11 protein-coding genes are annotated in these 14,392 nt (G+C 36.1%); 3 read left to right on the top strand and 8 right to left on the bottom strand.

All coding sequences use genetic code 11. The annotated features are described in order from the left end of the window. Window positions 1-78: 78 nt before the first annotated feature. The 7 genes from I597_RS14080 to rpsO all read right to left on the bottom strand — a co-directional run bounded on the left by I597_RS14080 (window position 79) and on the right by rpsO (window position 9,862). Window positions 79-1,215 (bottom strand): serine hydrolase domain-containing protein, encoded by a 1,137-nt coding sequence (locus I597_RS14080; RefSeq protein WP_035325320.1) that lies wholly within the window; start codon window positions 1,213-1,215, stop codon window positions 79-81. Between the two features lie 80 nt (window positions 1,216-1,295). Continuing rightward, window positions 1,296-2,444, bottom strand: a complete 1,149-nt coding sequence (locus tag I597_RS14075) for a helix-turn-helix domain-containing protein (protein ID WP_035325319.1) — start codon at window positions 2,442-2,444, stop codon at window positions 1,296-1,298. A gap of 369 nt (window positions 2,445-2,813) precedes the next feature. After that, window positions 2,814-3,269, bottom strand: a complete 456-nt coding sequence (locus tag I597_RS14070) for a GNAT family N-acetyltransferase (RefSeq protein WP_035325318.1) — start codon at window positions 3,267-3,269, stop codon at window positions 2,814-2,816. A gap of 140 nt (window positions 3,270-3,409) precedes the next feature. Next, window positions 3,410-4,510: a hypothetical protein gene (locus I597_RS14065; protein ID WP_035325317.1), complete on the bottom strand. Its 1,101-nt coding sequence runs from the start codon at window positions 4,508-4,510 to the stop codon at window positions 3,410-3,412. A 127-nt stretch (window positions 4,511-4,637) separates the two neighbouring features. Beyond that, a complete protein-coding gene (locus I597_RS14060; RefSeq protein WP_160268169.1) occupies window positions 4,638-6,269 on the bottom strand; it encodes a reverse transcriptase domain-containing protein in 1,632 nt (543 codons plus the stop codon). Between the two features lie 644 nt (window positions 6,270-6,913). Continuing rightward, window positions 6,914-9,142, bottom strand: coding sequence for a polyribonucleotide nucleotidyltransferase (locus I597_RS14055; protein WP_035325316.1), 2,229 nt, complete (start codon window positions 9,140-9,142; stop codon window positions 6,914-6,916). 450 nt (window positions 9,143-9,592) lie between these two features. Further along, window positions 9,593-9,862: a 30S ribosomal protein S15 gene (rpsO, locus tag I597_RS14050; protein ID WP_035325315.1), complete on the bottom strand. Its 270-nt coding sequence runs from the start codon at window positions 9,860-9,862 to the stop codon at window positions 9,593-9,595. A gap of 169 nt (window positions 9,863-10,031) precedes the next feature. On the opposite strand from rpsO, the gene I597_RS14045 reads away from it, so the two are divergent. Further along, window positions 10,032-10,862, top strand: a complete 831-nt coding sequence (locus I597_RS14045) for a hypothetical protein (protein WP_052111768.1) — start codon at window positions 10,032-10,034, stop codon at window positions 10,860-10,862. A gap of 48 nt (window positions 10,863-10,910) precedes the next feature. Here I597_RS14045 and gldA read toward each other — a convergent pair whose 3' ends face one another. Then, the gene (gene gldA, locus I597_RS14040; RefSeq protein WP_035325314.1) at window positions 10,911-11,804 is read right to left on the bottom strand and encodes a gliding motility-associated ABC transporter ATP-binding subunit GldA; all 894 of its coding nucleotides are present in this window, start codon (window positions 11,802-11,804) and stop codon (window positions 10,911-10,913) included. Between the two features lie 563 nt (window positions 11,805-12,367). Between gldA and I597_RS14035 the strand changes: the two genes are divergently transcribed. After that, on the top strand, window positions 12,368-13,186 hold the full coding sequence (locus I597_RS14035; RefSeq protein WP_035325313.1) for a prephenate dehydratase: 819 nt from the start codon (window positions 12,368-12,370) through the stop codon (window positions 13,184-13,186). Beyond that, entirely contained in the window at window positions 13,183-14,328 is a 1,146-nt protein-coding gene (locus I597_RS14030) for a pyridoxal phosphate-dependent aminotransferase (RefSeq protein WP_035325312.1), read from the top strand. Before I597_RS14035 ends, I597_RS14030 begins: the two co-directional genes overlap by 4 nt. Window positions 14,329-14,392 lie beyond the last annotated feature (64 nt).

Below are 14,392 nucleotides of genomic sequence, written 5' to 3'. Positions count from 1 at the left end.
TATTTTTTATACTAAAATAACCTTACTTTATAACTTGCTGAATACTAGTTGTAAAGTAAGGCTTTCGTCTTTAATTTTTTACTCATTTATTTGAAGAAACAGTGAGTTACATAACTCCTCTACAGCATCATTATAATCTGCAGCATTTGATAATACGAGAACACCTATTTCTTTTTCTTTATCCAGCATAAGCATAGAAGAAAATCCACCAGTGCCACCATTGTGATTTAACACGCTAAAACCTTCTGCCTCATAAATATTCCATCCCAGTCCCATAAAAAAACCATTTCCTATGTTAAATGTTTTTGCTTGCGCGAAATTAAATACCTCATCATTTTCAAGATTTTTATGCATAAACTTAGACATATCTATAACAGACGATTTTATAGAGCCGCCAGCCGCAGTTGTCTCAGAAAAATCCCAGTGAGAAACAATATTGCCGTTGATATCTCTAGGCTCAACAAGCTTTGAAGCGTCTACATTACCTCTTACCGTTGTCGTACTTGTCATTCCCAAGGGATTAAAAATAATATCTTGCAACAGTTCTTCATAGCCTACATTCCTTTTACGCGCTAGCGCATACCCCAGTACACCCATACCTAGATTTGAGTAGGCATACTCTGTACCGCTAGGGGAGTTAAGAGTCACACTATTCTCTAGATAACTCTGCAAGTTTTGAGCGCTATAGTTTACATATGGGTTGTTAATGTTAAAATCTACAACCTCATCTGCATTAGTAGGTAGTCTTGGTAATCCCGATGTATGATTTGCTAGTTGTTCAAGTGTAATGTCACCGCCTTGTGGTATTGTAAATTCAAATTGATCTTGCAGTGTTTCATTTAGTGAAGCCTCATTAGTTGCAATCATTTTTGAGAGACACACTCCTGTAAATGCTTTAGTGATGGAGCCTATTTCAAAAACACGATCTGCATTATTAATCCCTTTTAACACATTATTTTCGTTTATGACACCTAGATACTCTGTAGTTCCATTATGTACAAGAGCAATAGCCACTTGTGTATTTATAGGTAAACTGGCAATATCCTCTTCTATAATGCTTACATAATTTTGATTTTCAATAGCAGTACTTAATTCACTTGGTATTGTACTGTCATCATCATTGTCACAACTTGTACATAAAAAAGTTGCTAGTGCAATAAGCAGCACAGTTTTTACTATTTGAGCGTTCCTTGTTTGTTTTCGTAGTTTTTGCATAATAAAATTGTTTTGACACAAATCTATTGATGCATAGGTGTTTGGGAGTTCCAAAACCTCTAGTTTGCACAAGTTGGTACTTATTTATGCAATTTTCGATAGGCATTTGGAGTCATACCTGTAATTTTCTTAAAGGAGTTATGAAAAGTAGTCTTTGAAGAAAAACCACATTCTAGACCTATTGCCAGTAAACTGTAGTTTTGAAACTCTTCATTTACGATGATCTTCTTGATTTCGGCCACTCTATAGCGATTGATGTATGTAGAAAAATTGTAACCTGTAATAGCGTTTACAATTTGAGAAACATAACTAGGGCTAATATTTAAAAGCGCAGCAACAGCATTTCTGTCTAGGGTATGGTCTCGATATATTTTATCTACAGTACAAAGCTTTTCTAATTTTTGAAAATAAATATTATCTGCTGTTATTGTAGTTTGAGTTTTTATATCCTCAGTTTTTATAGGAGTAACCATTTTATTAGGTAACGGGCTAGCATCATTTGATACTTGTGAGAAAAACAATCTATTTATTTTTTTCCGGTCATTTACAAGCTTAAGCTTATAGATACCCGAGTATGCCACCCAGTGTATGAGTATGGTAGATAAAAGGGCTAGTGTTTGTAGCGCATTTACGATGTCACTTTCTATAGCTGGACTTATGATTACTAATAGCATAAGGAGCCCAAGTATGGCGACTTCAAAATACCATAAATAGGTTAACCATTTTTTTTCATTTTTGTCTTTAGCATATTGAATAACTTTATAGGTCTTGATGAGTATAAGAGGATAAAAGATGATAAAGACAATAAACATACATAGCACTAAAAGTCCTCCTAGAATATCAAAAAAATACATCTCACTAGTAAATTCACCACTCATAGTAAACTCCACAAAATTGAAAACTAATGTCGAGGCAAGTGCTGGTATAAATAACAAATACACTTTTTTTGAATTCATAGGGGCGTAGTCTACCTGTGCCGCTATAAACAAGTAAATAAAAACTGGTAGTAAAGCCTCGGTATCAATATTTTCTAACACTACAAGTAACGGGTATACGGCTACTACCTCTGTAATATCAAGAGTGATTTTAAGTAAAGACCAAGACAGCGATAAAATGGCAAAAGCCAGAAATTTATTTGCCCTGCTCTTAAAAAAAGGTGAAAACAGCAATATAAGGCTCATCAATACACCTTGAAATATTGCAATACTCAGAATGATAAGTTTAATCATTATATAAATTCTGGTGATGTAGTGATGGTTATATCAAGTATCATTAAGAGATAAAACAAGTGAAAGCCATAAAAATCCTGAGTAGGTATTCTCGTAGCAAAAAATGAAAAAGCACTTCTCAAAGGTATTAAAATCAATGAGATCATTCTTTTAATTAAACAGTATTAATCTAAAGGCGATGTACCTTAAAGCAATAACTAAATCCCTTGAATTTATTTTTCGCTTTCGCGAAAGCGTACTCATACTAAAAAACGGCTGCCCAGTAAAGGGTGGCCGTTTTTATCTAAAGATCACTATCTATTAGGTGTATAAAAGCTTTAAAAAATACTTCAAGCCAAAAGCTAGCTATAGCGGGTATCTATTTACGTTTTAAAGTATCTCTTTACGATAAACATTTGGGTCGTGCTTCTCCATATAAAACTCGGGATTTGGCACCGTTGTAAAACCAAATTTTTTATAAAGCCACTCGGCGGTATTAGTTAATAAAACCCAGCGTCTTAACCCTTGAAGGTTGGGGTGTTGCATAATCTCACTTAGTAACCATTTGCTTAATCCCTTACCTCTATAGGTGTCTAGCACATACACATCACCTAGATAGGCAATGGTAGCGAAGTCTGAGATGACTCTTGCAAACCCTATTTGCTTGTCATTTTGGTACACCCCAAAATTTAGAGAGTTTTCTATAGATGTTTGTAGGGTGTGAATGGGGATGCCCTGCGCCCAGTCTGTCTCATTTGCCAGAAACTGGTGTATGCTTGCAATATCTAGTTTATGCTTATCTGTAGAGATGGTGTAGGCGCCTCGGTGTGTTTCTATAACGTTCACGGTGGTTTGTGATAAATTATTGTTTACTCATATGGGGCTCTAAGTGACAAAATTAGAAAATTATAGATTAAAATAGAACTTAAAGGCTTGTGATGAGGTTTGTTGAGGTAATGTTGTTTTTTAACTCAGTTCTTTAATAGTCAACGTATTTTTTTCTTTTCAAATGGTCTTTTATCTGAAGTGTTCATTTTATATTGTTCCAAAGCCTCTTCCAGAGTAAGATCTGTTGGCATATTTTCAACGAATGTCATAACTGAAGTAAATATGAACGGTATGTTGCTTTTTGAATTAAAATCAGATTTTGTTGCAATGTCATCTAATTGATCAGCATTCCATTTTTTTCTTATTCTATTGGCGCTCTCATATTTTTCTTTACTCAAATTTGCAAGCCATATTTTGTTATTTAGAGAATCTGGCAACAAGTGATGTCTATATTGCCAAGTTGAGTAAACCTCAAAATCTCCTTTGTTTTTATCATTTTGGAAATGTAGGTAAGCGATTGCCTGTTCAGGATCAAATCGTCCTTCATTTACTGCCTTGCAAAGAATTGGTTCAAGATCAATGATATTTTTATTGCCGCTTCTTTTTTGAGAGGTATGAACTAAAACCACATCGTGATTTTGCCCTCTTAAAGATTTTCTAAAACCGAGCTCCATCTGAGAAGGAAAGCCAACAGAATCTGCTATTGAAAGTATCCTGTTCATATTTATCACTCGATTAGCTTGAATAGTGTCATTATGAGTATCATACATAGGTCTGAATAATTGATCTCTTTCATAAATTGACTTGAATTCGTTTCTTAATCTTGAATCATATTCAATCGTTCTTTGCTCTATAGAAGAATTCCAAAGGTTTTCATCTATATAGGTGCTGACAAAAATTGACTTTAGCAATTCTAAATCATCAGAATTATTTATAAGTAGTTGAAGATTTAAATTTCTCTCATCAAAATTATTAGAGAGTTGATTTGAAAGAGCGGCATTGTAAACATCTGCACCAAAAGGTTTTTTGATCTCTCTAAATGCCAATGAGTAATTTCTGGATGCTCTATCGAAATCACCATTACAAATTGCAATTTCAGCTTTATTAGTTAGCGTGTAATATGCAGTAATTGCTTCATTATTGTAGCTGCATTTTGTTAATTCTGTGATGGCAGAATTTTGAGACTTACTATTGGTCTCATTACGGTTTTTACAACTTATTTGAATTGTCAGAATAATTATAATGAATGTTATTCTCATTCTTTAAATTTTATGGTGACCAACGGTCTTGTGTATGAAACGTAGTGCATAAAAAGACACTAACTTTTCAGATTAACACAGAGCCAGATTTTTCTATTCTAAAAGGAACTTTTAAAAATGCTTGATTTTAACTCAGTTCTTTTTTATGCAAAGTATTTCTGATGTTAGATGAAATATTCTTTAAATTGTACCTCACAGATTTATAATTTTTCCTGTCAAGAAATTTAAGAGTATCATAATTCAATTTAATACGTGCTTGTTGATTGCTATATTCGAAATTTTTACCTCGACTTTCTTTACCTTTCCTCTCTTTCTCAATTTTTTGGTATTCTTTTATTATTTCTTCTTTGTCAAAATCAATTACACTACATCTATGAGAGTCATCATTTCTAATTTCTCTTAACATAGTAATGTGCTTATCGTAGGAGATTTTTTTATCGAAAAAGAATTCTTTTTCATAAATAAATACAAGAACATTGATATTTAAGTCACTTATTTTTTTAAAACTTTGATTTGCCTTTTCAGTAGTTCTGTAACGTTTCTTAAATTTCGGGTTATTTATTATCAATTCATTTAATAAATCTTCAAAATTTTCAAACTTCCTATAATAGTAATAATTCAATAAATTTTCTATTTGATGAAATGCAATTGTACAAAATGATATAAATTTATCTTTGTCAGGTAATTCTTGGTCTAAGAATATTTTTTCCATTTTCAGGTTGTCTTCGATCAACTTTTTCTCAACATTTTCAATATCAATATAGCCGTATTCAATTTGATTATATAGATTGTTGTATTTTTCTAAAAGTCTTTTAATCAATTGATTATCTTCCCCTTTTATTAATTTTAAGAATGATAAGTGCCCTAGTAAAACTTCCTTAAAATCTAAATTTTTTTTACTTTTTGTTTGGTGAGCCTTAAATCTTGATGTTGCAAAATATAAACCTCCCTTTTCCCAATTGTTAAGCATAGCACGAACTTTTTGTAAATATTCTCTTTTTACATTGAGTTTGGTATTTACAATAAGACCAGTGACTTCTTGCCTCTGCATAAAAGATCTTACTCTTGTTTTTTTAGAGTTTAAGCTAAAATTCTCCGAATTAACTATTTTTTCAATTTCTTTGATGAATGTTGGTTTGAAAATGTTCCAATTTGAAGAGAAACTTAAATCATCTGCATATCTCGTATATTTAATTCTATTTTCGTTACTAAATTTTGATAGTTTTCTATCTAAATTTTGAGTTACAATGTTTGATAATATTGGACTAGTTGGAGCTCCTTGTGGTAAGGAATTTCCGTGAGTACATAGATTAGCTATTAGAAAGCCGATAGTTTCTCTTTCATTCCTAAGGTTGAATGGTGCTAACTCAAGCACTACCTTTACTCTTCTGAAATTTATAGAAGGGAAATAATTTTTAATGTCAATATTTAGTAGGTAATTTTTATTAATGTGGGGTACTGCATTTCGTCTTATATCCTTACCTAATAAAAAACCATTTGTTGAATAGTGAGAATGATTTTCGAATATAATTTGTAATAGTAAATTTATAAGTGATTGAGCCCTTTTAATAAGCTTATCAGGAGATTTTATTTTTCTCGTTTTTCCATTTTTTTTTGGAATTTCAAATACAACATATCTATCATCTTTGGTTTTTGATAAATAGTATAAGTATTTTATATTAAGAGGTTTAAGGTTTGTTTTGTAAATTCTAAATTCTAAATAATTAAGTAATGCTACAAAGTCAGTCAAATTTTTCATTTGATAGAACCTTTTCTTCGTATTCTCTACGAGCAATTTATCTAAAAAGACACCAGGCATATTCTCTTGTGTATGTACTTCAAAAAGTCATTTATCATAAAATTATAAGTATCAAAAACAAATAGTTGAGGGCGATTTATAGAGTAATTATAAAGGTGTATTATTATAAAGATATAAATGTTTAAAAGATTAAAAGTTAAATTAATAGCTTTCATCCAATTCCTCACGTTTGAATTTACATTTCGATATCGCAATGCATAATCAATATTTCTCTGGTGTCTTTATTTTAGTTTTTTTAATATTTTTCTTAAGTAGCATATAACAGCAACCTCACTATCTACAGCCCGTAAGCCCAGTAAAACTGTATGCTAGCTGGTTATTTTAGTTTAATAAGTCGTATTTCGTTTTTAGTCGTATAAACGCAACCTTATAAACAGCTACGCTACAGTGCTCTAAAATACAGTACTGCTGTCATACTTCTTTACGGTTTTCCTTATTCTGAGCACATTTTTATAAACATTTTCTTACAAAAGGGGTTGTAGGGTGTGCGTGGCGACTTTCGCGAAAGCGTACCATAAAAAAAATCGGCTACCCAGTAAAGGATAACCGATTCTTTAAAAATCTAGTAGATCGTTATAAGGTGCTTAGTCCTTTTTACGATCGTCACGTCTGTTATCGCGACCACCACGATTATCACGACCACCGCGGTTGCGATCGTTGTTTTCTCTAGGTGGTCGTGCTACATATCCTTCTGGCTTTTCCATAAGCGCCTTACGAGATACTTTCTCTTTACGAGTACGCTTGTCTATACCAAAGTATTTTACGTCTAGCTCTTCACCCATAGAGAGTACGTCACTAGCGTTTTCTGTACGTTCCCAAGCGATCTCAGATACGTGTAGTAATACCTCGTTACCAGGAGCATCTAGATACTCTACTACGGCTCCAAAGTCTAGCATCTTGATTACCTTCACCTTGTATGTGTTACCCACCACTGGCTTAAAGGTAATAGAGTCTATCTTTGCAAGTACGGCGTCTATACCTTCTTGACCTGTACCTAGTATCTCTACAACACCTTCTTCTGTTACAGGGTCTTCGTTTATCACGATAGTAGTACCTGTTTCTTTCTGAAGTTCTTGTATTACTTTACCACCTGGGCCTATTAATGCACCTATGTACTCATTTGCAATACGTACACCTACCATCTTAGGAGCATACTCTTTTACGTCTTCACGTGGTGCTGCAATGGTATCTGTAAGTTTCTCAAGGATGTGTAAACGACCTGCACGTGCTTGTTGTAGTGCATTTACTAGTATCTCATAAGAGAGTCCTTTTACTTTAATATCCATCTGGCAAGCTGTAATACCGTCTGCCGTACCGGTTACTTTAAAGTCCATATCTCCCAGGTGATCTTCATCTCCTAGTATGTCTGAAAGTACTGCATATTTACCAGTCTCTGCATCTGAGATAAGTCCCATTGCAATACCAGATACTGGCTTAGTCATCTGGATACCTGCATCCATCATTGCCATTGTACCTGCACATACCGTTGCCATAGAAGAAGAACCGTTTGATTCTAATACTTCAGACACAACACGTACTGTATAAGGACAATCATCTGGTACCATTCCTTTAAGACCACGTTGTGCAAGGTTACCGTGACCTACCTCACGACGTGAAGTACCACGTATAGGTCTTGCCTCACCTGTACAGAAAGGAGGGAAGTTATAGTGTAAGTAAAAACGCTCTTCACCCTCGTGTGATGGCATATCTATCTGGTTTGCATCTCTAGAGGTACCTAGCGTTACTGTTGCTAGTGCCTGAGTTTCTCCACGTGTAAATACTGCAGACCCGTGTACAGATGGTAAGTAATCTGTCTCACACCAGATAGGGCGTATGTCTACCGTCTGGCGACCGTCTAGACGTAGTCCCTCGTTAAGAGTAAGGTCACGTATAGCAGCCTTCTCTGCACTGCGGTAGTACTTAGATACAAGATCTCCAAAATCTTCAAGCTCTTCTTCAGAGAAGGTAGCTTTGATCTCTTCTTTAATTTGAGAAAAAGCCATTCCTCTTTCTTTCTTAGAAGAACCAGCCTTTGCGATAGCATATACTTTATCATAAGCCATCTCGTGTACCTTCTTCTTAAGATCTTCATCTTCACGCTCTGCTGGGTACTCACGTACTTCTTTGCGTCCTACAGCTTCTGCTAGGCGTAGTTGTGCCTCACACTGTACTTTAATGTGCTCGTGAGCAAACTTAATAGCGTCTGCCATTTCTTCTTCAGAAATCTCATCCATCTCACCTTCTACCATCATCACAGACTCTGCAGAGGCACCTATCATCATATCGATGTCAGACTCTTCTAGCTGTGCTCTTGTAGGGTTAATGATAAACTCACCATTTACACGACCTACTCTTGCCTCAGAGATTGCACACTCAAAAGGGAAGTCAGATAGTTGTATTGCTGCACTTGCTGCAAGACCTGCCATAGCATCTGGCATTACATCATCATCGTGAGACATAAGCTGGATCATCACCTGTGTTTCAGAGTGGTAATCTTTTGGGAAAAGTGGGCGTAGTACACGGTCTACTAGACGCATAGTTAATACCTCACCGTCAGACGGGCGTGCTTCTCTCTTAAAGAAACCACCTGGGTAACGTCCTGCTGCTGCAAACTTCTCGCGGTAGTCTACCGTAAGTGGTAAGAAGTCTACGTCTTTACTCTCGTAGTTAGACACTACTGTACAAAGCATCATACACTTTCCAGACTGTACTACTACAGATCCGTGTGCTTGCTTTGCAAGTTTTCCTGTTTCGATAGAGATTTCTCTTCCATCACCAAGGTCAATGACCTCTTTGTAAACCTTTGGAATCATAAAATGTGTTTTTCCTTCCCGAGTATATCGGGAGATTTTCTCGCGGTATGAGGATTGCTATAATCCCGCTTTCGCGAAAAATGTTAATAGTTTAGAACACCCTTCGTGGGTATTCATAGTGTCGTTGTGTTGTGTAGTTGATGTATCTTAAATAGATACTAAGTGATAAATGGGTAGTTACTTCCCAAAAATCGGACACCAATGAAAAACTAGCTGTGAAAGCTTTCTCTGCCATTTTGTTATGATGTGTAATCATACAAAAGGTCTTATGTAATATGTCTTGCCTTAGGGCGAAAATCTGAAGTTTTAGTAAGCAACCATTGCGGTTGTGTAGTACTGTATGTTTCAGAATTTGATCCGTTTTGAAATTTCGCGAAAGCGTACCTCTCAAAACATCGGTATTAAATATATAGAAAAAGGGAGCCGTGAAGCTCCCTTTTTAAAAAATTCTTATTTACGGATACCTAGCTCCTTAATGATAGCTCTGTAACGTAAGATATCTTTTTTCTTTAAGTAATCAAGTAAAGAACGACGCTTACCTACCAGCATTACTAGTGAACGCTCTGTGTTAAAATCCTTACGGTTTTTCTTTAAGTGCTCAGTTAAGTGAGTGATACGGTGCGTGAATAAAGCGATTTGACCCTCTGCAGATCCTGTATCGTTTTTACCTTTTCCGTGCTTTGCAAAAATTTCTTCTTTTACTTCTTTTGTTAAATACATTCCAATATTGTTTTAAATGAGATCGATGTATGTCGTGATAGTTTCTCTATCAGCGTGCAAAGATATAAATAATAATATCAAATAAAATAAATCGCACAAATATTTGTTTGTGATTAAACCTATTGATTTTAATAAAGTCTTAACATTTGAACCTTTAAAACAACGTATTATGAAACCTCAAATCAAAATTCCTTTAGTAGCACTATTGAGTATTGTTATGATCACCATCTCTTGTTCTGACGATGATGAGAGCATCACACCTCAAGAAGTATCTACAGAAAACCTCACACTTGCAGCCCAAGTAGATGTCATAGATGACGCAAGTTATGACATTGTAGAAAATGTATATCTAGAAAATGTGCAAGATACTCGTAGTGCCGTAGTAACTAGCTTTTTTCCAGAATGTGCTACACTAGATGTTATGCCTAATGGTGATGGCAGCGGTAACATACTTGTAAGTTTTACAGAGGGGTGTACACTTAACAATGGTGCCGTGGTATCTGGACAAATTACTCTAGCATATGCCGCTGTAAACGAGGGTACGCGTGAAGTGACTTATGAATACAATGACTTTATTTACAACGGTCACGGGGTGACTGGTGGTGGTACCGTAGTAAGAACCTTTGAGAATGAAAACGGTAACCCACAATCTGTATTAACCTCTAGCATCACGATAGACTTTGCAAATAGTGATGTAGATGCAGCACGTACCTTATCTAGAACTCGTGAGTGGGTAGAAGGTGTAGGGTCTGGCACCTGGACAGATAATGCATTTCTCATAACAGGTAACTGGGACACCACATTTACTAATGGATTGTCTCGCAGTGGTGAAGTAACTACTGCACTACGCAGGGAGGCTACCTGTCCTTATTTTGTAAGTGGTGAGCTATCTATCGTTACTCAAAACGATATAGAAGGCACATTAGATTATGGCGATGGCACTTGTGATAACGTAGCAGTTATTACCATAGCAGGTCAAGAGTATACTATCCAGTTATAAATAAAAACCTATATAACTTGCCTTCTAGTAATATCTAGAGGGCATTTTTTATGCGGTAAGTTCTGTAAAAAGACTCTCGAGACTGGCATTTTTCTGGTTGAGCTGTAAGATCTTGAGCTCATTATCGTGTGCAAAGTCAAATACTCTTGCACGCATATCTTCTTGTGTGGCAAAGGTAATCTCATAGGTAAAGCCTGTCGTGTTTTTTACACTGGCTACTTTATCAAGTCGTGTGAGTGCAACTTCTTCTACGCGGTAGTCAAACGCTACTATAACCACTTGTTGCTCGCCATCTCGTAGCTCGCTCATCTTTCTATCTGCTACAATCTGCCCTTTATTAATGATAATCACACGGTCACAAATGGCTTCTACCTCTTGCATAATGTGTGTGCTCATTAATATAGTCTTATGTTGCCCTATATTTTTTATAAGGCTACGTATCTCTAGTAACTGGTTAGGATCCAGACCGGTAGTAGGTTCATCTAGTATAAGCACTTCTGGGTCGTGTAGCAGTGCCGTAGCAAGACCTACACGCTGGCGATACCCTTTTGAGAGTTGGCTTATTTTTTTATGTGCTTCTGGGGTAAGTCCCGTGAGTTGTATTACCTCTGCTATGCGCTCTTTACTTACCTTATATATACCTGCATTAAAAGCGAGGTACTCCTTTACATACATCTCTAGATATAACGGGTTGTGCTCTGGGAGATAGCCTACAGCGCTACGTACCTGTTGTACCTCCTTACGTGTATCATATGAGTTTACTTGAGCCGTACCTTGAGTAGGAGCGAGGTAGGTGGTTAAGATTTTCATCATTGTACTTTTACCGGCACCGTTAGGACCTAGAAAACCTACTATCTCACCTTTGTTAAGTGTAAATGAGATGTCGTCTAGCGCTTTCTGAGTGCCATAAGTTTTTGTAATACCGTGTACTTGGATAGACATATGATGATTTTGTTCTTACACAAAGTTAGTAAATAAGGGATGAGCATAAAACGTAACAAGCAGGAGTTTCTTGTGTTCATTACTATGTAGTAGTAGGAGCTTGGTCTATTTTAAGCGCTAGTTCTAGTGCTTCTCGTCATTCTCATAACGGTGTGACGCTATAGCAGTCTTGTACTAAGGTTTTTAGTGCTGAGATGTATATGAGATTATGTGGGTGTGATGACGCTTTCGCGAAAGCGTATAAAGCACCATTGTGAAATCCATAATAAAATGGGCTTAATAAAATTTATTTCGCAAAAGAGATGGTTTGTCGGTTCTCATTAGATTTTTTTTCTACATTAGCAGTCTAAGAATTGAATATGCAAACGCAAGTTTATTATTGGAACAACTTTTTTTATTTCTTCTTTTTTAAGAAGAGATCAGGATTGGTATTGCAGTAATTAGACATACTCAAAACTAGAAAAGTCCTGATAAAAATTTTTATCAGGACTTTTTTATTGGAGTCAATTCAAGTAAAATAAAATTTAGAAAGGTGATTACAAATCATCTATAGAAAACAGATTATGAAAGTAGCGATACAAGGCGTGCGAGGGTCTTTTCACCACAAGGTAGCTCAAGAGTTTTTTGGGGCAGATGTGGAGGTGCTGGAGTGTATGTCTTTCCCAAGGCTGGTAGATGCGTTGCTAGATGGTGAGGTAGATGATGCCGTGATGGCTATAGAAAATACCATAGCAGGAGCCATATTACCTAACTATGCACTACTAGATGATCATAATCTTACTATAGAAGGAGAATACTACCTAGATATACAACACAACTTGATGGCGCTCAAAGGGCAAGATCTTACTACCATAAAAGAAGTATGGTCACACCCTATGGCAATATTGCAATGTAGACAGTTTTTTAGAGACTACCCATCTATAAAACTGGTAGAAGATACAGATACGGCGGGCGTGGCAAGAGAGATAAAAGATCGCAATCTAGCGGGTATTGCAGCAATTGCAAGCACAACAGCGGCAGAGATTTATGACCTCTCGATTATCAAGTCATCTATACAAACTGTAGATGAGAATGCTACTCGCTTTTTTATCCTTAATAAAAATGGAAAAGAAGCCGAAGGGGTTATAAACAAAGCATCACTGCGATTTACAACAGACCACAAGCGTGGGAGCCTGGCAACGATACTTAACGTGCTAAGCGATTGCAAGATGAATCTCACAAAAATTCAATCTATGCCTATCATAGAGAAACCTTGGGAGTATGCCTTTTTTGTAGATGTCACTTTTGATAGTGTAGAAAGTTTTAAGAAAGCAACCACTTTAGTCTCACTTATGGCAAAAGATTTTAAAGTATTAGGTGCTTATAAAAACCAGAAGCAATGAGTAAACCAGCAAATAGATTACAAGAAACTAAGGAGTACTACTTCTCAAAAAAGTTAAAGGAAGTACGTGGTCTCATAGCTGCTGGTCACCCTGTGATTAATATGGGTATAGGCAGCCCAGATATGCCAGCACCTCCAGCAGCAGTAGCTGCAATGCTCAAGGGCTTGCACGATAGTGTGGCACACCAGTATCAAAGTTATACAGGTATACCAGCACTAAGAGAGGCAATGGCTACTTTTTATAAAGATAATTATGGAGTCACTGCGCAAGCAGATACCGAGATCTTACCATTAATGGGGTCAAAAGAAGGAATTATGCATATCTCTATGGCTTTTTTAAATCCTGGAGATAAGGTGTTATTTCCTAATCCTGGGTATCCTAGTTATGCGGCTGTAACAAGGCTCGTAGAGGCAGAAGCACTTACCTATGACTTAACTGCAGAAAATGGGTGGTTGCCAGACCTTAAAGAACTGGCAAAGCAGGACCTGTCACAAGTAAAATTAATGTGGGTAAACTACCCGCATATGCCTACAGGTACAAAGGTGCCAGATGGTTTTTTTGAAGAATTAATTGCTTTTGCAAAAGCGCAAGATATTCTTGTTATAAACGACAACCCATATAGCTTTATACTCAATGACAACCCACAGTCATTACTAGCAGTACCGGGAGCTATGGATGTAGCGCTAGAGCTTAATAGTTTAAGTAAAACATATAATATGGCAGGCTGGCGCGTGGGGATGGTGCTAGGTAGTGAAACACATATAGGTCACATATTACGTGTAAAATCTAATATGGATAGCGGGATGTTTTATGGTATACAAAAAGGAGCCATAGCAGCACTAGGTCTTGGTAAAGATTGGTTTGATCATATTAATGGTATCTACGCACAAAGGCGAGCGCTTGTTTTTAAACTTGTAGAAACGCTAGGCTGTAGTTATGATAGTAACCAAGTAGGACTCTTTGTATGGGCAAAGTTACCATCAGGTATAGATGCCGAAGCATTTATAGATAAGATGCTATTAGAGAAATACATATTTATCACCCCAGGAACCATTTTTGGAACGATGGGAGCGGACTATATACGTTTTAGCCTCTGTGTTAAAGAAGAAGAAATAAAAGAAGCCATAGAAAGGGTAAAGTAATAAGGAAGCTGAATATTGTTAATTAACAGATGTAAGGTGTTGATTTTCAAATAAAAGTGTAGAA

This window comes from Dokdonia donghaensis DSW-1 (assembly GCF_001653755.1).
Taxonomy (GTDB): Bacteria; Bacteroidota; Bacteroidia; order Flavobacteriales; family Flavobacteriaceae; genus Dokdonia; species Dokdonia donghaensis.
This window is presented reverse-complemented; position numbering and strand designations above follow the sequence as displayed.